General features: G+C 55.5%; 8 protein-coding genes. 6 read left to right on the top strand and 2 right to left on the bottom strand.

What is annotated here, in order from left to right; translation table 11 throughout:
* The first annotated feature begins 571 nt into the window (after positions 1 to 571).
* The 3 genes from FH08_RS0125050 (at position 572) to FH08_RS0125040 (ending at position 9,456) form a co-directional block, all read left to right on the top strand.
* On the top strand, positions 572 to 7,192 hold the full coding sequence (locus tag FH08_RS0125050; protein WP_051888491.1) for a DUF3320 domain-containing protein: 6,621 nt from the start codon (positions 572 to 574) through the stop codon (positions 7,190 to 7,192).
* A gap of 81 nt (positions 7,193 to 7,273) precedes the next feature.
* Complete coding sequence (locus tag FH08_RS0125045; protein ID WP_031360991.1) at positions 7,274 to 7,885, top strand: hypothetical protein; 612 nt, start codon at positions 7,274 to 7,276, stop codon at positions 7,883 to 7,885.
* 143 nt (positions 7,886 to 8,028) lie between these two features.
* Positions 8,029 to 9,456: a HEPN domain-containing protein gene (locus tag FH08_RS0125040; RefSeq protein ID WP_152602915.1), complete on the top strand. Its 1,428-nt coding sequence runs from the start codon at positions 8,029 to 8,031 to the stop codon at positions 9,454 to 9,456.
* Between the two features lie 324 nt (positions 9,457 to 9,780).
* Here the strand turns inward: FH08_RS0125040 and FH08_RS0125030 are convergent, their stop codons facing one another.
* Together FH08_RS0125030 and FH08_RS0125025 are read right to left on the bottom strand one after the other, a co-directional pair.
* Positions 9,781 to 16,041, bottom strand: coding sequence for a DEAD/DEAH box helicase (locus FH08_RS0125030; RefSeq protein ID WP_031360989.1), 6,261 nt, complete (start codon positions 16,039 to 16,041; stop codon positions 9,781 to 9,783).
* Between the two features lie 7 nt (positions 16,042 to 16,048).
* Positions 16,049 to 19,384, bottom strand: coding sequence for an STY4851/ECs_5259 family protein (locus tag FH08_RS0125025; RefSeq protein ID WP_031360988.1), 3,336 nt, complete (start codon positions 19,382 to 19,384; stop codon positions 16,049 to 16,051).
* A 742-nt stretch (positions 19,385 to 20,126) separates the two neighbouring features.
* Between FH08_RS0125025 and FH08_RS0125020 the strand changes: the two genes are divergently transcribed.
* The 3 genes from FH08_RS0125020 to FH08_RS0125010 all read left to right on the top strand — a co-directional run bounded on the left by FH08_RS0125020 (position 20,127) and on the right by FH08_RS0125010 (position 23,004).
* A complete protein-coding gene (locus FH08_RS0125020; protein ID WP_031360987.1) occupies positions 20,127 to 20,597 on the top strand; it encodes a type I restriction-modification enzyme R subunit C-terminal domain-containing protein in 471 nt (156 codons plus the stop codon).
* Positions 20,598 to 21,523: 926 nt separating this feature from the next.
* A complete protein-coding gene (locus FH08_RS0125015) occupies positions 21,524 to 22,081 on the top strand; it encodes a hypothetical protein (protein WP_152602914.1) in 558 nt (185 codons plus the stop codon).
* Complete coding sequence (locus FH08_RS0125010; protein ID WP_152602913.1) at positions 22,081 to 23,004, top strand: hypothetical protein; 924 nt, start codon at positions 22,081 to 22,083, stop codon at positions 23,002 to 23,004. Before FH08_RS0125015 ends, FH08_RS0125010 begins: the two co-directional genes overlap by 1 nt.
* Positions 23,005 to 23,666: the final 662 nt, after the last annotated feature.

The raw sequence follows: 23,666 nt of genomic DNA, 5'->3' as shown, positions 1-23,666 counted from the left end.
CACGAATTATGCGGGTTGACTCGAGACCCATCCGCTTCGGACCGAGCCAAAAAGAGAAGCCGTCCGAACGTCGTTCCGCGTGAAGTTGCGGACGGTGCATGCTCAACGCTGCGTAGACGAGGTCAGGGCTCATAGGATAGGCAAGATGTGTGCGGCTACATGAGTCAACGCAAGCCGGTTCCGCGTTCAAAAAGCTTCGCTTCCTGCGTCGCAATACCAACGTGTTAACGGCTGCACACAAAAATGCTTTAGAACAATGCAATCGTCTTGGGAGCATTTCCATTCTTTCCCTGCCAGAAATCACTGGCGTGGGCGTGAGGAAAGTATGAAGATGCTTATCCTGTCGTTCGCCGGAAAGGCAGCCCTTTTGCCGTCAATTCGGCGTATGGTGCGAGCCACAACGGGAGCATATTTGCACAGTCGAAGGTTACGCCGACTATGGGCGTGAGACTTCTGAAACACCCGGGGCTGATATTTCGATATGCCGCCGGGGACCAATTTAGCACCAAAAACAAAATATTTGAGAGTGCCGCGTCATAGCGCGGCCGCACCGCATAGAGACGGGGGCCAAGTGGAAGAAGTCAATCAAGAACCGGTGCTAGAACCGGTAACGCCGCGCGTTGTTCGCATTGAGAGCACGCTAGCTAGCAAAGTCAATCTCGCCGACTTCCAGAATGCGGTCCCCGTTGTGCGGGAGCTTGCAGTCCACAACGACACCGAGCGGGATATCAAAGAGCTTCGGCTGACGGTCGGGTCCGAGCCTGCGTTCCTGAAAACAAAAACTTGGCACATTGACCATGTTGGCGCTGGGCAAAGTGTCCGAGTCAACGAGTTAGACCTTGGGCTCGACGGCCCGCTACTCGGACGCCTTACGGAAGCAGAGAAGGCAACCGTCACTTTTCGTCTTTACTCGGGCGCCGCCGATTCGCGGGAAGTTACGATGTTCGAAACGTCGGTCGAACTCCTGCCACGCAATCAGTGGGGCGGTCTATCTTCGATGCCGGACATGGTAGCTGCATTCGTGCAGCCGAACGAGCCGGTGATTGAGAAGATACTGAAGCAGGCGTCGGAAGTGCTGCGGAAGGCTGGTAAATCCGGCGCCATAGACGGTTATCAAGGCGGCGCCAAGCGCGCTTGGGAGCTAGTTTCCGCCATCTGGAACGCTGTCGGCGCGATGGGCCTTGACTACGCGCTGCCGCCTGCTAGCTTTGAGCATATTGGCCAAAAGGTTCGCGGCCCCAGTCAAATCGCTGATACTGGACTTGCGACGTGCCTTGACCTTGCGCTTCTGTTTAGCGCAACCATCGAACAAGCCGGCTTACATCCGGTACTGGTTTTCACGCAGGGACACGCATTCGCCGGTGTTTGGCTGAAAGCGGAGGAGTTCAGCACAGCAATCGTCGATGACGTCACCGCGCTGCGCAAACGCGTCAAGCTCAAAGAAATGGTGCTATTCGAGACGACGCTCGCCACGCATCGACCGCTTCCCGCATTCAGCTACGCGAGCGAACGCGGAAATCTGCAGATTTCAGAGGTGGAAGAGTCAAAGTTTGAACTGGCAGTCGACATTCGCCGTGCGCGGCTCCAACGTATCAAGCCGTTGGCGAGCGAACACGCCATCGAGCGCACCGTTGGCGACGCCTCGGAAGAGATTATCGAGGTGCGGTTCGAGGAGGCCCCCGACTTACCTGAAGATGCTCCGCAAGACGCGAAGGACGATGGTGTCGAGAAGCCGGAGGACCGTCTGACCCGCTGGCAACGCAAGTTGCTCGACTTGTCGTTGCGAAACAATCTCCTGAGCTTCAAGGGCGGTAAAAAAGCTATCAAGCTTGACGCTCCAGACCCGGGGCAGTTGGAAGACATTCTTGCGGAAGGACATGCGATAAGGCTGTTGCCGCGCCCCGACCTGATGGACGGAAACGACCTCCGCAATCAAGCCATATATGAAGGCCGGGAGAGGGAGAACATTCGGCATGTGCACGCTCTCGACGCCCTTAAGAGAAAGGAAGTGTTCGTCGGTATCGACCAGGACGAAATGGATGCACGCCTCGTCGAACTGTATCGCTCGGCGCGAACGACGATGCAGGAAGGCGGTTCGAACACCTTGTACCTGGCGCTCGGGTTTCTGTCATGGACTCGCGACAACAAAGATGACAAGCGGTTTCGAGCACCCCTAATTCTCGTGCCGGTTACGCTGGACCGAAAGAGCGCCCGTTCCGGCTTCAGCGTGAAACTCCACGATGACGAGTCGCGATTCAACCCTACGCTCATCGAAATGCTTCGGCAGGATTTTCAGCTTGAACTTGGGGTCAGTGATGCGGAACTTCCCAAGGACGAATCCGGACTTGATGTTGCCGGTATCTGGAAAACTGTGTCGACGGCGATTAAAGACATTAAAGGTTGGGAAGTTGTCGAAGACGTTGTCTTGTCAACATTCTCGTTCGCCAAGTATTTGATGTGGAAAGACCTGACTGAACGGACCGAGCAGCTGAAGCAAAACCCGGTCGTCAAGCATCTAATCGAGACGCCTCGCGAACCATATCCGAGCTCTATAAGCTTCCCGAATCCACGCATGCTCGACGCGGAGCTGCCACCCACCGAAACGTTTTGCCCGCTGCCCGCTGATTCGTCGCAACTTTCGGCCATCGTGGCCGGTAGCAAAGGCAAAGACTTCGTCTTAATTGGGCCACCCGGCACGGGTAAGAGCCAGACAATTTCCAATTTGATTGCTCAGTGTCTGGCGGAGCGTAAGCGCGTTTTATTCGTCTCAGAGAAGATGGCAGCACTGGATGTTGTCTATCGCCGACTCGAGGAAGTTGGACTGGGAGATTTCTGCCTCGAACTGCACTCGAACAAAGCGAGAAAGACAGAGGTTTTGGACCAGTTGCGAAAGACGTGGGACGCGTCCGCCGCGTTGGCACCCGACGAGTGGCATGCGGAAGCTCATCGACTGGGCATGCTGCGCGCGAGCCTCAATCAATACGTTGAACGACTGCATCAGCGTCATAAAAACGGACTCAGCGCCTATGAGGCAATCGGCCGCGTGGTCGCCGGCGTAGACTTACCTGTCTTGCTGCTTTCATGGCCATCGGTTCACGCGCACGATGCAAATGGCATGCGAGCGCTTCGAGAATCTGCGGACTTGCTTGATGTTCACGCAAAGGTACTTGGTTACGGCCAACTGACGGCGAACCCACTTGCTCATGTCACACAAACGGAGTGGTCTCCTTCATGGCAGCAGTCGCTTCTCGATGCGGCAAGGAATGTTGCACCTGCCGTTGACCGGTTCGAGAGCGCGGCAGGTGGGCTCGTATCAGCGATTGGCATTGGTACTTTTGAACTGACGGTTCGAACCCGAGATGCATTAAAAACGCTTGCAGATTCTTTGCCTAGAGCTGCAGGCCACGATTGGCGTTTCGTACTTCGACCAGATGCCAAGACGATATCGGAGGAGTTGAGAAAAGCCGTACCACTCGTCCTACGTCACAGAGAAGTTCACGGCCAACTCTCATCAAGCGCCAGCGGTCATGTAATCGAGCAACTCCTGCTCGCCATGACGCAACTTGCGCGATATCGCAAACTCGAATCAGAACTCTCGGCGCCATGGACGGAAAGTGCTATTACGCAGTTGCGCGCCGGCCTCGAACTGCTTCAAAAACGGGCCGAGGTAATCGGTCAGCTTTCGCTCCAATACAAGGATGACATCGGTCACGCGACGGTACAAACATTGCAAGACGAGTGGAAGTTGCTTGAGTCCTCCTCCTGGCCGATGAACCTCATCCGCCGGCGCGCCCTTGCGAAACACTTGAAGGCGCTGGCCATCGGCGGCCAGAAGCCCAAGATTGCAGAAGATATCGCGCTACTGGTGAAGAGCGACGCTCTACATGCGGAGGTCCATGCACTTTCTCATCTCCCATCGCTAACCGACAATATGTGGGCGGGACTGCGCACGCACGTAGATGAGGCAAATGCGGCGATTTCGTTTCAAGCGGCATTGCGCGCCGCTTTAATTCGTGAACAGTGGGCGGACAACGGACTTGAGCCTGTGGCGCAGGGCAAGTGCGGAGACCTTGCGAAGGACAACTTACATCGTATCCGAGAAATGAAGGAACTTGAGAACGAGCTTTCACACGTTACTTCTCTTTGTGAAGACACCTCAGGTTCGTGGGCTGGTTTTAATACTAACTTGCCTGTAGCCCAGACCTTCGTGCGGCACCAAGCGGCACTTACGGCCGCAAGAGCCGGTGCGCAGTGGCAAGACGAAAACTTCGGTGTCGTGGAATCGGGACTTTGTGGGGTGCCCGCATCCGCAAATCTTGCCCGGATGCGTGAGTTGGTCCGCCTCGAACGGCAAATCGACAATGCCATTGAGCTGTCGCAAATGACATCCGGACTTTGGAGCGGGTTGAAAACGAAGATTGAGAACGTCGATGCCGCGTTGCAGTTTGCCGCGTCGCTGTCGAGCGCTCTCGCCAATCTTGCCAGCACGCCAGAAGCGCTCGCGGCGTTGAAGGGACCTATCTCGCTGCTTCTCGGCGACGGCAACATACTATTGGAACCTACAGGGCCGGTTGCTGGCGCTGGGATGTTGTATTCTACCGCCCTTGCGACGTTTGACGCCGCCGTCACGCAGTTCTCCATCGCAAGTGGATTAGCCGCGTCAGACCGAACATCGCTGGGCGAACTCCTCCCCGCGGCGATTGCAGCAAAGGCTCGCGACGTGAGCGCGGCGTCCGGCCGACTAAACGCTTGGTGCGCGTGGCGAAAAGCTCGCGGGCAAGCAGTGTCTCTCGGCTTGGCAGCGCTTGTGGGCGGTCTGGAAAACGGAGCTGTACCAGCTTCCAAGACACGCGAGGCGTTTGAAACGGATTACTGTCGCTGGTGGCTGAACGCTGTTGTTGATGCGGACGAGGTGCTTCGCACGTTCGTGTCTGCTGAGCATGAAAAGCGCATCCGCGACTTCAGGGAATTGGACGACCGCTTCACTAAGCTGACCCAAGCTTGGGTCCGCTCTCAATTGTCGGCCGGCCATCCGTCTCAGGAAAGCGTGAGCAGAGGGTCTGAATGGGGCTTGCTTCGTTATGAGATGCAAAAGAAGAGTCGCCATCTGCCCCTGCGCGAGTTGATGGCGCAAGCGCCGAGCGCGGTAATGAAGCTGACGCCCTGCCTTTTGATGAGCCCTCTTTCGATTGCACAGTTCCTTCCTGCAGCGACTGCGGCATTTGACGTAGTGGTCTTTGACGAGGCCTCTCAAATTCCAGTGTGGGACGCGATTGGCGCAATTGCCCGGGGTAAGCAGGTCATCATGGTCGGCGACCCCAAGCAGTTGCCGCCGACGAGCTTCTTCGACCGCGCGGAGTCCGACGCAGACGATACCGATGTTGAGACTGACCTCGAAAGTATCCTCGAAGAATGTATTGGGGCGAATCTACCGACATTGAAGCTGTCATGGCACTACCGCAGCCGGCACGAAAGCCTCATCGCATTCTCCAATCATAGATATTACGGTGGTGAGCTCGTCACCTTCCCAAGCCCTGTCACCGATGACCGAGCAGTTAGCTTCCATCACGTCGGCACCGGTCGCTATGAGAAAGGTGGCGCACGGACAAATCAGCTGGAGGCGAAGGCGCTGGTCGCTGACCTGGTCGGTCGACTCAAATCACCGGGCTTTCACGAGTCTGGCCATACCATTGGCGTGGTCACATTCAACGCCGAACAACAGTCGCTGATTGAGGACTTGCTCGATGAGGCCCGGCGTAAAGACCCGTCTATCGAGCCATTCTTCCTCGAATCGCAACTTGAACCGGTGTTCGTTAAGAATCTGGAAAGCGTGCAAGGTGACGAGCGGGACATCATGTATTTTTCGATTACATACGGACCCGGCATTGACGGCAACGTTTCAATGAATTTCGGTCCGATGAATCGCCAGGGCGGAGAGCGCCGTTTGAACGTCGCGATTACACGAGCTCGACAAGAGCTACGCGTTTTTTCAAGCCTCCGTCCCGAACAGATGGATTTGTCGCGAACGCAGGCGCTCGGTGTACGGGACCTGAAACACTTCCTCGAGTTTGCAGAGCGCGGAGCGCGAGCTCTTGGAGAAGCGGTCGCGGGAAGCATCGGGGGATTCGACAGTCCATTTGAGCAAGCTGTATGTATTGCATTGTCCGAGCGCGGCTGGACGTTGCACTCGCAGGTCGGCGTGTCTGCGTTTCGAATCGACCTTGGCGTCGTTGACCCTGATGCCCCGGGACGATATCTCTCAGGTATCGAATGCGATGGCGCGACATACCACCGCTCGGCAACGGCCAGGGACCGCGACAAATTGAGGGAGCAGGTGCTTCGTGGCCTAGGATGGGAAATTCTTCGGATATGGTCGACTGACTGGTGGATTGATATGCAGGGAACCGTCGAAAAAATTCATTGCCAGCTTGAGGCATTACTCGTTGAACAGCGAGCAAAGCGAGTGCGGACGGAGCAAGAGGCGGCGGTCCTCGCAGGGCAGGTCATTGCGGACGTCATGGCAATGCCGGACGAGCAGGTAGGTCATTCGGGGGAGGCCGTGGCCCATCCGTTGGCGGATGTCGATGCAGATGTAGACACTACAAAGCTTCCTGTCACTTACGCTCGGAATGACGCCGTTTTATATCCAAGCGACTCAATTGAGGGACGTTTCATTGAGGTCGATTTGACGCTCCAGGGTTACGCGGTCGATGCCAACGCCTTCTTCGATATCATCTACAACCCGACGCTTTTGCGATTGATTGAGCACGTCGTGCGCGTGGAAGGACCGGTTCGGGATGAAGTTCTAGCGCGTCGTATCGCCCGCGTTCACGGCTGGGTTCGGACAGGCGCTAAAATCCAGGACCGGGTGGTACGGCTGGCGTCGCAGCACCACATCGGAGACGCAGAAGATGTAGGTACGTTCTTCCGTGCTAAGGGTGACCCTGCTGACAAGCAAAGTCGATTCCGAAGACCTATCGATGGAACAGTACGGTCAGTTGATGAAATTTCGCTTGCCGAACTAAGGGCGCTCGCGTTCGAGATGATGCGGGCGGGGCATGACGGAGAATCTGGCGTGCCAGCAATGGCCCGTGAAGTCGGCCTTCGCAAACTCAATGCAGGCAGCAGAATGCGCCTTCAGATGGCTTGGTTAGATGCGACGAAGGCCACCGGTCCGAACGCTGACGCTTGAGATTGAGACGGCTCGACGGCCGGCACAACAGGTGTCCGGTCATCGGAACGACCGGCAATATTGTTGCCTTGTCGGCAAAAGGTGACGTTAGTTCGCTGGACATGGTCTTCGGGGGACGACATAGGCTGGGGCTTCAAGAAAAGCATAAAAATCGCGCCCGGAATTCAATTTCAGCAATCGGGGACGCGAAAGCTCGACGAGGCAGACCCACCCGACGCAGCCGCAATTCTCTTTCGATATCAACGCGCGGCAGAGGAAGGTACGGCTTGGCTGAATCTTCGATTGCTGGCCGCGGTCTTTGCAGAGCAGGTCACCCACCGGTCAATCGCCGCGGACGACTTCCTTTACCTCGCCGACATTCTTGCTCCACTGAAGCGTGTTGAAGTTATTCTGTTGGGCACGATGTTCAGGCTGCGGGGTGATGGAGCCGAGCCACCAAAATCACCGCGCGATGTGCAGATTGAGGCCATCAAAGAACTAGTCGCGGACGTCTTCAAAAACGCGGAATATTTCATGGCGACCGCCATTTCTCTGTTGCGAACCGGCCTGCTGGTAGCGAGCGCCCCGCCGACGACCTACGGGGGCGGAGGTAACGGCTTCATCTTCAAACCGACCCGCGCACTGCTGCGGCTCAGCGCACTCGCGAACATTGAGGGCCTATTAGAACGGAGCGGTGCTCCCGCCAGCCATTAGCATCGCGCTAAAGGCTCATCTCCGAAGCGCTGCACCCGTGCCCTTGAATCATCCCAACGACCATTGGAGACGTGAGTACAGCGCCTAACTTCTTAACACAAACAGCTATTTATAGTCAGGGCATTAACTTTCCAGAGAACAAATTGAACGATTGCATCATCGACGAGCAAGGCCACTTTTGGTGGTATGACGCGACCTATCCAGATAACCACTTTGCCCCGGAACATCATGTAACGGGTAGACTAAAGATTGACAAAACGGGGGCAACCAATCTGGACCTGGATGGCTTAATGCCGAACGCGGACGGGTCGGGGGAGTTTTTCGCCTCGGTTACCGACGGACAACCGCCTCAAGCTATTCAAGGCATACTCAAAGTTTCGGGAAGGCACGTCCTGCTATTGGATGCTGTTCGAAACGGCGGAACGTTTCATTCCGCCAGGTTTTCCCATGCAGAATATTTCGCAACGTTCTCAGTGGTCGGGAACGAGCCTCCTCCACGTAGAGCTAAGGCGTTCAAGTTTTCAGAATTCGATGTAGCGCTGAAAGGCTTCGAGGATTGGCTGGATGTAGGCTCGATAAGAGTCGCGCGTACAAGCAGGACTCTGAAATTGTCAAACACGCGCATCCCCGACCTAGCCTACGAAACTTCGTCGGGGCGGTTAATATTTAAGCACCATCTCAATGATTCCCGGAGCGGCTCTCCCCGCCCATATGAGGTGGCGTTGCGCGAATACCTGAGTCTCCAGATGCGGTTCAAGCGAGGTGAATCGGCCGAGGCCGTGCTTTCGGAACTAGCCGTGTTGCAGAACCTTTTTATTGTTCTGACCGACTCTGACTTTCCATTGCCGTGGCCCACCGTGACACTGTCGCGCTCGCGAAAAAAATTCACCCTGTATTTCCGGCGACTGCCAGGAAGTGATGTGCCTCCGAAGTGGAGGGATTGTCCGGTTCGGTTCCCCCAGATAAAGGACTCGTTCGGTGAAATGTGTTCGCAATGGAAGGCGGGCCTAAAAGAACATGGCGCGGGCTACTTCGCATTTCCGTCAACGAAACGGAAGATGGACCAGTACACGGAAAACAAGTTCTCGAACCTCACGTACGGCTTAGAGTCGTTCCATCGCTCCAAGATTGGCAGCCGGCCTCGTGACAGTGGGCTCCAAACAAAAATCGACGAAATTCTCAGCCAGGTCGGCGCGAAACACCGGAGGTGGTTGCAAGGCGCTCTACAGTTCCAAGGTGAGCCCAGTTTGAAAGAGCGGCTTATCGCTCTGTTTAGCATGCTACCAATCGAGTTCGACAATTCCTTGCTAGATGACTTCGCGAAGCGATGCGCCGACCTGCGCAACGATATCGCCCATTTTGGGGGCAAGCGAACGAGAGAATCGTGCGCAGATTTTCTCATTGTCGTTAGTCGATTAATCGAGGCGCTGTCGGTGCTTTACCATATGATTTTGCTGCTCGACATTGGTGTGAGCGAAACGCTGGTACGCAAGTGGGCGACAACCGGGCATCAATCTCATGTCATCAAATATCGATTGATTGCAGCCGGTCTGATGAAAAAAGATAGTTGATTACAATGCAATTGCCTTGGTCAACTTTTCGCTGTGTGACCGCGCGCCCGTCCCGCGGGGGCGCGTCTCGTCGCACATGTACGCGACCTTGAAGGCTCCGGCGGGTGCGACGCTACGGTCGTCAAACAGATACTTGTCCTCAGCCAAAATCCAGCAGATAGCCTCTCGGTGTGTTTAATCAACGAAGTTATCTTGCGCTTGGAATAGCGCTGCGGCTCAAGTGACTCCCGCGGTGTCGCTGCCAGAACCGCTTTTGCAGACGAGGAGGCAAAATCGCCTTGTCTGCCTCTTACGTAGAACGGACGATTCGTCAATAAGCCGGAGTCACTCGGACACAATTGTCAAGAAAGTTGGCCACGCGCCCCCATTAATCATATTGGTGATTTTGTACTGGTCCTCCATCTGACGGGCCTGTGTCTCAAGACTCCCGTTGAAGTCAAAATACGTTTGTTCACGATAAGGCGTTTTTGGCTGCCAGTAACCGACACCTTGGTCTAGTATGAGCTTACTTTTCTTTCCCGATGCCCAAGATATCGAGATGACCCGGCTATGTTGAAGGTCGTATGACTTTTCGACCATCAAGATTCGGGGTTCCACGGAAACGATGGTCTGCAGCCACGCTTTTGCTAACTCGTTCAGGTCTTCACGGCGACTCCAGTCATGTTTGATACTGTTACTCAAACGCGTCGCTTGGGGCTGAAGAATTTTAATCTCCAGACGAAGAAGGTCATTGTTCTTGAACAATGACAGAAAACCACCCAACACCATCAAAGACCATGGCGATTTGAGATATCGGTCGCTATAGCTGATTTCGGTCGCGCAGTCCTGTTCTATCAGGCTTACCAATGAGGGCGCCTTCTCCCGAAGCAGCGCGTTCAGTCGCGTGGATAAAGAGGACACAGGCCCATTTAGCTCGGTTACGACGTCCAGAACCTTGGCCCCCGTCTCGCCGCTATCCCAGCGAGCCATGTCGATTGGCGTCATGTTGAATGGCTTAACTAGCCTCGTCGACACCCAAATGCTGGAATCGTTCGTTCGCAGCCAGCCTTCACCAGGAATGCCTGTGTCCCCCGCAATGGTAAAGAGCGTCTGGGTATCTTCCCCACGGCAAATTTGCACGACACCAGGAACGCCAAAGGCATCCCAGCTATCGTCGCACTGGCATATATGCACGCCAAGTTTGTCCAAAATGCAGAGGCTTCGTTTAACGTCGTTCGAGAGAAGTTTCGACTGCGGAAATGCGATGCTAACGTCAAGCGAATCCATAACTTTCCAAGTCAATACCCTATCGCGGAATTCTGGAAGGTCCAGGTCCCATTCCCTAGGGTCACCGCGCAATAAAAATTGAATGGCGGTCGCACCTTTGTTGATAGTTTCTCGAATGAAGCGTTGTGGGCCGAAGGAACAATATGTCGCGCCGGGAATGCGGTGGAACTCAGCGGGCAATTCAAGATGCCGCAGGAATTCGTTTACCTCAAGCCATCCCTTTGCCGCGTGCCGGTCCAATTCCTCGTACTCGACACGACTGTCCTGACTCGCGAGGCAAGAGGAACACACGTTTTCACAATTGGCTGGGCAACTCAACTTGTGCGCAGCTTTTGTCAGCAGTTTTATTACCTGTGGTAGGCCCGTCAACACAAATCCAGCGCCGCCGTTGACTCGGTCAAAGAGCTGAATGACGGACCGTATTTTGCCCGTGGAGATGTCTCTATCGAGGCGCACACCAAACCCCATTTCCGTGCTCGAAACGCCAATCTCATCAGCGATTGCGTCACGCAACGCGACTGCCAGTGTGGTCGCAATGACTTCCGCCTCCGGGGAGCCTCCAAGCCACTCTCCGGTTATCGGGCTCTTCAGCAAAAGCTCGAGAACGTCGGTAGCAGTGTGATAGCCGAGATAGACGTTTGCTTTGACTGATGTGCCTGCGCACGTCTTGTCTTTGCGGCTGCCAGTGGCTCCGCCGACCGGACGATGGGGTTTGTCAGGACGAAGCGAAGCAGGAACCTCGCTGTCGTGGGTCATCGACTCCGCGCGTCCGCATGCAAGGCAAATCGCGTATCCATTCTCATGCTCGCCAGACGAGTGATAGAAGACGCTGCCGTTGTGGCCAAAACGGAGATATCCGCAGCGGCTGTCCGGTAGCGCGAGCGTTTCGCCGTCAAGTTGAATTCGCGGGGGAGCAACCCGAATGAATTTTTGTACGCTGATGTCGTTGGTTGTCGACTCGTAAAAGTCCGTGACGAATCCTGATGGGCGAAGCACCAGTTTCTTCTCTGTAGGAAGTATCGGATGAGCGCATTGCGTACACTGTACGTTAACACTGTTGGAGTAAGCGTTCTCGGTGACGCCCGCTGTGCCGCAATTCGTACAGCGCCAGGCGATATCAAATTTCTGAGCCTCCTTTATAGCGCCACCCGAGTGCCAATGTAGACCTATCCCCGCGGACCGGTACACCCGTCCATCAATGACGATTTGTGCGCCCGGTGCGTATTCGCGTATGGCGACGTCCAGTCCGCGCGTTGGTTGTTCCTTTGAAGTGAAGATATTGTCCTCTCGGCTCTTCTCGTCTCGTTGACGAGTCCGGTCCTTGAAATCTTCGACGTTATAGGTGTTTAGATTCACGACATCGGTTGGAAATCCGTAGCCGGGCAGGAAGGTACGGGCGGCGAGGTCACGCAACAGATATTCTTCTTCGTGGCGCTTCAGTTCGAAACTGAGTGCCTTTCTGTAAGGCTCGTCTGTGGCAGATGCGAGTAACTGGGTAAGCTTCCCGTGCTCCAAACCCCAGCGAGACTCGAGTGGCAGCAAAATCGCAATGGCGTCGTCGATGATTGAGGACAAGGACCTCGCCGCCAGATTGGTTCCACGAGCAAGGTCCGCAACACTTGCATTGAGTTCTTCAGGTTCGCTTCGTATCCAGTCAATGAAACGAGAGCAGGTCGACGTCTCTCCGCCACCAAAAAACCATTTCAAGGTGAGTTTTGTGCGGTCCGTTCCAGTGTCACCGAGCGTTCGCAGGAACTTAGCGAGAAGCATCGAATTGACGTGGCGTTGCACTATTCGGTCCGAGCTAAGGGTAATACTCGGTGCCGGAATGGCCGTGATAAACGGCCATTTCGGCTCCTTGAACGCGCGTTGGTTGTGCGGGTCAGCCTTGCATAAGGTGTACGCGATTGAGCGAGCTTCATTGCGGCGGCCTGCGCGACCGGCGCGCTGGAGATAGTTCGCTGGATGGGGAGGCACATTGTTCATGACCACCGCAGATATGCCACCGATGTCGACACCCATTTCCATAGTAGTCGAGCAATTCAGCACATTGATTTTGCCGCGCTTGAACATCTCTTCGTACGTTTCTAGCTTGGTCGAAGATTGCTGCGCAGAATGTTCCGCGGTCCGGTAATAGAATCCACCTTCCGCCGTTCGGTCGCTAAGGTCGGTCCAGAGATTTTGTACCCTAAGTTTTCGGATATCTGAATTCTCCGCGACAAGCCTGCGAACCTGAGTCTGTACAGACTCAGAATCGCCACCCGGCAATAGCTGGGAAAAAGTCGGTAGCTGAACTTTTCGGCACTGAAAGTCTCCTTCGCGAAACCGGTCAGGCAGGTACGGAGTCAGCCCACGAAACACGGTGTCGAACATTCGATGAGTCAGTGGGCAAACCCACGCGACGGTGGGAAGGGAGAACGTTAGGCTGTTGAGGTTTAACGCGTGTCCCCCTTCGAACTGCTCAAGTATTCTCGCTCCAACCAAAGCTGTCCAAGCTTGCTCAAGAAAGTGGTTGATGATGTCTTTGTCTTCGGCTCGGGCTCTGTCGAGGTTGCATCCTAATTCGAGCAACTTAGTAAGGCGGTTGGCTCTCCCTTGCTTCACCAGGGGCCACTTTTTAAACGTAGAACCTTCCGCCGCGTCCCGCCGTGGCGGCATTAGGGTTTTCGACGTGAACCGTCCTCCCATCCACCTCTGCATCGTCGGGTCGAGGCGGATAAAGGTGTTCTCGCGCACATGGAAGTCGAGCGCAATCTTGAGAAAATCTTTCCAATCCTGGAGCGTCAGCTTGGTCGCGACGTCGTTATCTTCGCCTGGTAGGGGCTTCGCTTTGCGTTCGCCCCATAATGAGGGCGCACTAGTGACATTCTCGAGACCACTGTAGCTGATACGTACGAGGCCCAACGTCTCCGTGCTGTTCTGATTCTTCGGTCTGCGCGAGTATTCCCGAGCAAGAAGTAGGCGCGCCATCGCGGGAGCAGCTTCATGACCACCGAAGAGTTCTGGATTAGCGTACTTGTTGTAGTCCAGAATTGATTGCGCTATGTCTTTAGATGTGGCCAACTCACTCACCATTTCGGGCCAGGAAGTTTCGCTGACTCTGCCGCCAGAAAAACCGGACTTAGATTCTTCCGCCATTTGCAGGTACCTGGCGGCTATGTCGCTTAATCCGATGTCTTTGGCGCGCCTCGCTTCCTGAATGAGTGCATCGTAGCCGACCGTGGGCACGTCCTTAGGCTTTGCATCGAGCTTCGCTTGGGCATTGCGCAGCACTTCAAAAACAAGCCCTCGGAGGCGAGACCGTTCCGCTTCTTGCTGCATGCGGACCGCCATGCGCGCTGTACCTTGGCGGCTGTCCGTGAACGTAATTAGCTTCCTCCCGCGCCCCGGAAGCTCTTCTGGAGATTTGCCGTCGCAATCCTCGGGAGATGGGTCCGGGCAGAACTCGAGGACGGTTGGAACTGCGTTCGCTACATAGAACGGCGCGCCGAGGTATGCTTTCCGAAGCGCTCCAGGTGACTCAGTAAAGCCAGTCTCGCAACGACTGCAGCATGCCTCAGACTCGGGCGTAGCAGCGAGTTCGATAGTGTCCGAAGATGATGGAGTGCCTACGGCCAGGGTCTTAAGGTTAAGTGCCAGTGGGAAATATGGGTCATTCCGTGTATCCGACGCTGCCAGGATGAACTTCTCTGCGCGCTGTCGCTGCCGGGGACTCGACGATGGTTCGATACGTGCTTCGTCCTCTGCGGGACTCTCGTAGCTCAGGGAGAACTCGTCGCTTGCGTAAGGGCTGCGTTGCAAAAGTTGTCCAGCGCTGTCTTCCGCCAGAAGGTGAGGGGTTTTGCACTCGTCACAAAAGCCAAGTTCGTAGACAGGCGCATGACAATCACAGCGCGAGCGTTGCGTTACGTAGACGTTCCCGAACGGCCAGGAATAGAGATGTCCAGGTTTCGCAGAACAGTTTGGGTCGACGCAAGACCAAAGCCCGTGCAGCATGCGCTGGAAGAGGTGCGCACGGAGTTTAAGAAACGGTGGCTCGTCACCCGCGCGCCGCGTTCCGCTCATTAGGTCAAGCCATTCCAGGATTTCGCGCTGTTTAGCAGCCAAATCTTCGCCTTGCAGGGCGTTGCCCGCGGCTTGGACCAGTTCGTTTAGGTCAAGAGGGCGGCCCTTGCTGACAACAGCGTGGCGCAACTCGCTGGCTAGAGGATGATTAGCGAGTGCCGCAAAACGCGTAGCAGCGACTTCGTTGCTGCCGTCGATTGCGCGAATCGCTTCGAGGCTTCGCGGCTCCTGCGGCCCTGCCCGGTCGATATCAGGCACTTTCCGAGAACCGCCAATTACAACAACTTGCTCGGGACGCACACCGGCCAGACTTGCGAGATAGTGCTGCAATCGTTCCTTCGCATTGCCGTCGGCGATGGTTGCCGAAGTTGCGACAAAACGGATTTCCTCGGGCCGTTTGCCAAACGCCTGAACGACGCGTCGCAGGAGCAGGGCGAGTTCGGCGGCTTGGGAACCTACGTAGGTGTGCGCCTCATCCAGTACTACCCAGCGCAGCGAGCGCTGCTGGCGAGAAATCTCGAGGATTGGAGCATCGACCTGTCGAACCAACATGTACTCCAGCATGGTGGCATTGGTCATTAAGACAGGTGGCGGCTCCCTGCGGAGTTGCTCACGTGACAGTACTTGGTTCAGCCGTTGCTGTTGCAACTTGCGAACTTGACTCGCGCTTTCCTCCGTCTTTCCGTTGTACAGGCAGAAGCGGATATCGGAGCCGAAGCTTTTCGTCCACGCGTCGAGCCGTTCCTGCTGCGAGTTGATGAGCGCGTTGAGTGGATACAGGAACAGCGCGCGCACACCAATGAGTGGTCGCCCGGTCTTCTCGCGTTCGCGAATCAGGTCTTCCAAAATGGGCACCATGAAGCATTCTGTCTTCCCCGAGCCCGTGCCACTCGTGACTACTGCGGATTTTGGTGTTGGTCCGAGAAGGGTTTCCCATGCCTGCAGTTGGTGAATGTAAGGGTGCGCATCCGATGCAAAGCGGTACGGAGGCTGAGCATTCTGGAGCGTATCGAGCAGACTCGCCGAGAGGAGGGTCCCCCTTAAATCATTCAGCGTGGTTTCCTCGGTCTCTTGCCACCCGAACGTATGCTCAAACACGGGCGGCGCCAAAAAGCATCCGTCCGAACCAAGTTCATCGTTCATCTGCTGACCTAGATGGCTACGCAGATTTTCGTCATTGATACCCAGCACGCTCAAAGTGGCCTCGCGAGCGCGACTCAGGCTTTGTTCAATCAGATTTGTAAAGTACCTCATTCGTTCCTCACACCTTCGCTGCTGCGAGTAGATAGGAGACCATCAATCCGTGAACTGGCGTGTACCAGCTGCTTCGGTCAAAATCAGAGACCATCTTGATTGCAAACTTCGCGTAGGACCGGTTCGCCTTTAGCTCGTCAATGTTTGCGATTCCGGCTGTCACAGACGCCATAAAAATCGGTAGGTAGGTGACAGCGTCAGAGAATTCAACCATGGACAACCCGCTAACCTGTTTGGGAAGCGCCTGTCGCTTTATCCACTCTTTGAGCGCAGGGCCAAGGTCGGTTGGCCAATGATTGTTCCCTTCGTGCGACCGGCGTAGTTGTTGGTACCAACCTGGCAGGATAGATTCGATGGGGAGCTTTGGCAGATTGATGGGGTCGCCGGTCTCTAGGTAATTTCCTACCTCGTTGAAGCCCGACACGACGGTGGGAAGTACCGCTCGGCGATTCTTGAGGACGCTCCCCATCAGAATTTCAGGAACACCTTGCAGTGTGAGCCATTTCCGAAACTCGGCGTAGGCTTTCGCCCAAGCCGGCAATGGTATGCACTCCCATATCACTGCCAAGTCGTCCCGTATACGCTCGCAAAACAATTCGTCAAACTCGAGTCTGAAGACCGCAATCGCCAGCGCTGCCGGGTTACGAGATAGCGCGAGCCAGGCTTCGAACACAGAGAGGGGAAGGTGGCGGTAGTGTTGTCGTAGGTCCGCAAGATACTGCCAGCCGCTATGGTCCAGGTCTATTGCCATATCGGCAATCTGCTGTTTGATGACGTCGGGCTGGGTTACCGGATGAAATACTCTCGCCGCTGTGTGCAGTGAACGGATTTCACTCGGTATACCCATGTTGCCAGGTTGCTGGGGGATATATAGCTCTGGACGGAACTGCGTCGGTGACTCGTTGGCAGGATAGATGAGCCACGGCCCGTCGCGGAGCATCGCGGCGGGCGTACTAAACCTGCCCGTTCCCGCATCTTGACTTGTCATTTCGGGGATTTTGACGGGAGCCTGCTTGGGGTCCGGCAGTAGCATTGCCTCGACCGTCACTTCGGTCTGGAGCGTGTTCCCAGATGGGCTGGTTATGCCGAACGTCGAATGGTTTTCCCACCGAAGAGCACCGTTGTAGCGCCGAACATCGAAGTGCAGAAGCCGCTGGTCCGTCTCTACAGTGACGCGCAAAAAAGCATCCTGGTCGTTGACCGCGCCGAGCATCTGCAGCATGTCGGCCTGGTAGCTAAAGAGGCTAAGCAATACCGGCACGCTGGCTGTCCTTACGACATAGTGTCGGGAACAGCGACGCTCTCGACCGACCAGTTCCAGTTGTAGGCAGAATTCGGCGCCGTTTGGTGCGGAGGTAGAAAGCGCGACCCGAAGGCCTAGCAATTCAGCTAGGGTGAACTCACGGCGAGCACTTGCCTTCCCATCTGCCCCAAGCAATCGGGCGCCTTGGTATGGAAACGGCAGTCTGAATTGAATCGATTCAGGGCCAGAATCGCCGCGTGCTTCCAGTGTTAGGAAGGCAGGTGGCTCGTCGCCTTCGTATTCCAAGAAGACATTAGTGTCTTGGTCGCCGAACTCCGACCAGCTTTTGATTGCGCCGTTGACGACCTGCAATTCCAGCAATCGGGAGTTTTTCGCCACAAGACGCGCGGGTTTGCCGGGCGAGGCCGGAAACAGTGAGATAACGAACCCTCTGGGAACAACGCCGAACCGCCGCTGAATAAGGACGTCACCGGACGTATTTTTTGCGCTGTAGCGAATACTGCCCAAATGTTCCGCCCCGTTCGTCGAAGCCACCGGTTGACGATTCGCGAATTCTTGGACATTGGGCTGAGATGCCCCAGCTTCGACCGAAGCCTCAAGCTTGGGCCAGCCCTCGTAGACTACCTGCGGTACGGACTCGTACTGTGCAATGTTTCCTTTCAGGGCGAACTGGCTGTGACTCTCCGCGCTGCGCCTGAGAGTTATCGAATAGTGCTCACCGGCTTCCGAAGACAAACGCAGGTCATCGGTTGCTTCGAGCCACAGCGCGTCATCCGTTTCTGTCCGGACGGTGACAGCGCTGCTGCTCGAGTAGCTAAAGTTGCTCGGAATGCGAACGCGGACCCGGTCGCTGCTGGTCGAACACGAAGCGCTGGCTATGAACCACCACTCGTCCGCTCGGCACTCAAATACCAGCGGCATTTCGTGCACGTCAATCGCGCCTTGCTCGAAGTGTACAACGTGCACCGGGCTGCCATTTGCAAGCAACCTCAGGCTGATTTCATCACTCAGGCGTTTTCGGTCGAGAGATACCTGTGTCCGCAGAAAACGTACTGACAATCCGGGTTCCTCGTCTTTCTGCTGGCCATACGCCGTGCCGGCTCTGGCAAGCAGCCGGTCGCCTTCGAAAAAGGCTAGTTCGAACCGCGTCGTAATGGACTTGCGAGGGTCGATGGGGAATTGTGCTTCCCGTGGGAGCGTGACCTCCGAGCGTACGCGCCAGCTGTCCGCCTGCTCGAGCAGGCGATGGGTGCATGAGAACGCACCGACACTTGCGCGCGCCGCTTCGCGCTCTTCTTGGCGTTGGCTTGCATCGCGCAGCCACTCACTAATCAATCGCCGCGCGTTGTCTTCATCCAGCGGAAGTGGGAATTCCGACCACCATCGTGGACTCGCCTCATCCAGATATTGAGCAGGGTCGGTTTTGCCCTTGAGCGAATATCGGGTAGCCAGATACATCAGCTGTTCGACGATTCCGGCAAGTAACTGTCGGGTTTCGAGTGTGCGAAAGGTTAGCGGGAGGTCTTGCTCAAAGTCGGCCATCAAATCTGTGGTGGTGCGGCGCCCGGTTTCTGTCCGATAGAAATACTTGAGACCTTTTCGCACGACTTTCCCGAAGCCGTGCGACTCGCTTTGCACCAATGGCCATGGGAGCCCACCCTCCGTGAAAAGGGAGCCGAGGAGGTTATCTCTACGATTCTGGAATTGGCGAATCGGTCGCTTCCAATATTGATTAAGCCCTTGTCTAACAAGTTCGGCGTGTTGCTGGGGCGTGAAGCTGCATTTCAACCGGTTTTCGAACCGCGCCCAAGCCCACCCGCCGTCTTTCGCGTCGTATTCGCGGCGAAAGCTTTCTGCAACGAACAAGCAGAAGCCCGCCATCCACGAAAACCCGAAGGTCCGGTGGAGGGCGTGTGCGCGGTTGTCCAAAAGAATTTGCTCGAGTTCGCGATATTCACTTGGCGTCACTTGGTATCGGTACAGGGGAATGCCGGTCGGCCCCTTGAGTATCTCCCGGACGAGAAGAAATTCTGCCAGCCATGCTCGGACCGGTGACGCTGTCCTCAGTATCTGTGACATGCCTTCTCCCCCCATATTCTTCGAATTTTGCTAGCAGGCGCCCGCTTATAATTTACCTTGGGTCGGCGCGCTCCCATTCCCTTATATTGCATCGAGGCGCCTTCTTTACTGTTACCGACCGTGCCGCCACCGGCTATGTCGGTAAATTGGCTCGCCAAATTCGCTTGTTCGCTTTTGTTAGTCTCTTTGTTCTATCGGCGGCTTTCGCAGGAAGTTTAAGCATTCATTCTGACATGTCAGGTGTCCACATGGCTGCGGATTGCCGCACGGAGCGTCGAGTAGGATGTCGATGCATCTGGTCACCGCGTGGCTCATCTACTTCGTCCAACCTTCGAGCTACTGTCGGGTCCAGCCAGTCCGCCGCGCGCCGAATCCTTCGCCTCGATAACCCAACTTTCGACGACAGCCAACTGCTCTCGAACACGGCCGCTAATGTCCTCAAGCGATTGGACCGCTCCAGCCGCGCGCCCATTCTTCCACTTCCTTGAGCCGCTCCAAAGCGACGCGTCGTATCCCGGCTCGACGCTTTAGCTCGTCCATCCTGGCATCAGTAGTGGTGCCGCGTCAGCGTTTATCTCGGCGCGCACTTGTCGGCGGATTGCAAACTCGCGCAGATGTACGATAAAACCACCGCCAGCCTCTGGTACTCAAGAGCCAAAAGAGAGTCGTCTACACGGACTTCGAGGACGAGCTTGGTGACATTGCCACTGTCGACTTGCCGCAAGTCACCACCGGACTAAATATGGGCAAGTTTAGGGAGAAAGCGCGGCAGTTCCTTAGAGCCCATGAATCGCACCTGTCGTTGCAACGACTACGCCGTAACCAGCCGCTGACACAGGCCGACCTAGCTGAACTGGAGAAAATGCTACTAGAAGCGGGAGGAACTCAGTCTCTCATCAATGAAGCTAAGGAAAAGAGCCGGGGATTAGGCATTTTCATCCGCTCGCTGGTAGGGCTGGACCGTGAGGCTGCCATGCAGGCCTTCGGCGCTTTTATCAGCGGCACGACCGCCACGCCAGACCAGATTGAGTTCATCAACCTCATCGTGCAAGAACTTACTCAATCGGGCGTGATGGATGCCGACAGATTGTTTCAGTCGCCCTTTTCGGACCTGAACGCACAGGGTCCGCTTGGAATATTTCCCTCAGCCACAGTTACACAGATTGTGCAGGTCCTAACGGAAATTCGGGAACGTGCCGTCGTAGGGCTGTAAAGGCGAAAATTCGAGGCGCATCGGTAGTTCGCCCTTTAAGGCGTTTCGAGTGATGTGGTCTATTTCTTGTCTCAACCAGAAGAGCAGAGAAACGTACCGCGATTTCGACGAAGGTAAGCCTGCTGCCAACCAAGCAGCCAGAGATGCGGCAGCCGAGGCCCGACAACTCTGTCCTGCTCGCCGCACGACATCGTGGGTTCAAACGACCAACAACCAGCGTAAAACAATAAGTACGTCTCTTCAACCACCTGCAAAAGCTGGAACCACCGCCCTCCCCCCGACGCACGAAGAGTCATCTGACGCGCTTAAATGGTGAAGAGTACTAGAAGCAAATTTTTCTACGAATGCTTTTAGTCGGACGACATCGTCTTCCGCAATCTCCCAAACAAGTCTTACGCGCATTTCCAATGTTTCCGTTCAATATTCGACGTATGCAGGATGTAACACTGCACCCTCGGACAGGGGCTTGCTTTTGCATGATGTTCGCCCGCTCAGAACCGGTCCTGACGACGACATTAACGACGTATGCGGTGCAAATTCCAAAACGTGGGCCGAATAGGATTCTGCAGGGACACCTGTCTTTCCTAATCCGCACCAGCCTCACTGGCGAGCCCATGTTATTGTTACGCGGCCATTGCCAATACCGAAGCCCGCGTCCCGCTGTTAACTTCACGAGAGAAACTTGAGTGGCCTCTTTACCCGTAGACTCGGCTGCCGCGCCACACAACCATCGACTCTTTCACTGGGTCAAGGATTTCGCAGCTCCGACCGAGAAGCTCCGCTGGGTCCACACGACAGATGCGTTCGCACTTCGGGATATCCTTGAGCAGCGATTGCTGTCGCCTCAGCTTTGCCCCGTATTTAACGACCCGCTTACGTATCTATTTTACGGCCGCCCCGCGTATAGGTTTAACCGGCGGGACGCTATGCAAAATTCTTTCCACGCTCCCGTTGTGTTGATATTCCGTGAACGTGTACTCGACCACGCGCATCGGCTATTTCCTTTTGATACCGGGGCGTTTTCCGGTGGTCGTTACACAAGGTGGATGCACGCAAAGATGCCGCTTGAGTCGTTCGAATATCCCGTAGATGAAGAAAGTCAAGGACGGCACGTTACGGCGTTCTATGGTGAGAATCGCAATTACTGGGAAGGTGAGGGCCTCGCACTCGAAAATATCGCTGGTCAATATGAGGTGGAAGCGGTTCGGTCCATGATACGCGATATCAACACGGACGAAGCAGATGACCGAAGGCTGGCCGTCGAACTGTTGGTCAAGGAGGCCCTCCCAATGACGGCCGAGTATCTAGAGGCGATGTACATACCTGCCTCGATTGCGGATGCCGATTTTGTTCGCCGTTTCAAGAATGATGTCAATATTTCCGTGTACACCTATCGCGCCAACAAAATGAAGCCCGCCATTGAATATCAGGGGCTCCTCGAACACCTGTTGGCCGAGTTTCACGTGGATTTGGGGGTAATGTGATGATGCTCGACTCAAGTGCTCGGGTACGTGGCTTCTACCCCACGGTTCCCACGTTTCCTGCATTCGTTGTACCAGCCTTCCGTCGCGGAGCGTTGCCGTCGATGTGGGTTCAGGTGGTTAAAGACGGAAAGGTTAAGGCTTTCTCTGAAGTAACGGGAAATGACTATTTTCTCGAAGCCAATTCGGATGCCGATGCGCGAATCGGTTCAGCTCCAATCTTTGGATTCGCCTTTTCGCCGAATTCAGCTTTTTTCGGCGGGGAAGTCAACATGGCGAAACACCTTTTGAAGAATAAGGGAGGGCTGTCAAAATATCCACATGTGCTTGCGGAGGCGGCAGACTTTTACTTACAGTTTTTCCAAGGACAGCGGCTTGCCGAAGGCTCCAACAACATTCTTGATGATTTAATCGCTGAAAGTGGACGGCGAGCGCGCGAAGCGCTGATGGGCATGCCGGAATCAAACCGGCAACCCTCTCTCACCGAGATTGTTGTCGCCTTTGACGCTACGTCGGCCGAGATGGCTCGGCTCCATCACTTATCGAAGCGGTTCGCCAAAGTGAACGTGTGGAGCTTGTCAGCCATGGTCCAGTGGGTTGAGCAGGTCTCCCCTGTGAACAAGATGAGGTGGTTCAAACGTGCGGTGGAAGACCGGTTTTCGACTGCTACTCAAATTGTGATACTTGGGAATACGAACAATCACGCTGAATTCATGTACCTCGACTTAATCTTGGCCGTCGCCAGCAGAGGGAGCGCAGAACTCCTTCGTTTTCACGTACCAGGAGAACTGGAGCATTGGATGCGGAGGCGTGAACAGGCGGAGCCTAGTGACGATTCTGACAAAAGGTACGTCGCAAAGTTATTCGGATTGGATAGGGCCATCGAAATGACCTACGGCGTCGGGGGGCGTCCGAGAAAAATTTGAGTGCGGCTAGCCGTCTGCGCCGAACGGCTGCGCTTCTTCGGGTTACCCGATGTCTTGCTGACCGACGTTCAAACTGACGTCAGCACGGCCTCGCATAATCTTCAAGTTTCTGACAATAACCTAGTGCAGATTTGCCGTGTGCGGCGCTAAGAGGTTTGTTTGCAGAGTTTGATGGGCGCAACGCCCCAGCGTCAGCGTCACGCTTCGAAACGCACGATGTTGATGACAAACGCGGCGGCCTTGACTTCGAGAGTTACAGTCAAGCCGCGACACGTCCCACAACTTTCTCGAGATGCTAGGCTACATCCTCGGAGACGCAGAAAGTGACATACGCATTGCAGCGCTCGACCTCGCATTACCCAACGCGAGCTTCGTCCACCTGCGCCGTGCGAGCGACCGAGTGGCTTGCGCGCAGACCTACTGGAAACATTGCCGGCAAGACAGCAGACGCGGCCGGAACAACGCCAACTCGGAGCGATGCCGAACGCGACATGGGAGCAATCGCAGCGGCGATGCGGGAGACGGCGGAATTGCTGACAAGGGAGTGGCGAGAGGAGTTTGCGACGGGGGGAGTGGCTGATTCTCGACGAACACTCCAAACGGAGCACAAGTCCGTGCCCGAAAAATTGGACGGTCACCCCGGGCTCTAAGCACCGACGGCG

Origin of the sequence: Caballeronia sordidicola, from assembly GCF_000729995.1 — a bacterium.
GTDB classification, from domain to species: Bacteria; Pseudomonadota; Gammaproteobacteria; order Burkholderiales; family Burkholderiaceae; genus Caballeronia; species Caballeronia sordidicola_A.
Note: the sequence above shows the minus strand (reverse complement) of the source record. Positions and strands in the feature narration are given on the sequence as shown.

What these genes read in the sequence shown, in the direction of transcription:
- FH08_RS0125025 (WP_031360988.1), bottom strand. Translation starts at nt 19,384, where the DNA reads ATGTCACAGATACTGAGGACAGCGTCACCGGTCCGAGCATGGCTGGCA.
- FH08_RS0125030 (WP_031360989.1), bottom strand. Translation starts at nt 16,041, where the DNA reads ATGAGGTACTTTACAAATCTGATTGAACAAAGCCTGAGTCGCGCTCGC.
- FH08_RS0125015 (WP_152602914.1), top strand. Translation starts at nt 21,524, where the DNA reads ATGCAAAATTCTTTCCACGCTCCCGTTGTGTTGATATTCCGTGAACGT.
- FH08_RS0125010 (WP_152602913.1), top strand. Translation starts at nt 22,081, where the DNA reads ATGATGCTCGACTCAAGTGCTCGGGTACGTGGCTTCTACCCCACGGTT.
- FH08_RS0125020 (WP_031360987.1), top strand. Translation starts at nt 20,127, where the DNA reads ATGGGCAAGTTTAGGGAGAAAGCGCGGCAGTTCCTTAGAGCCCATGAA.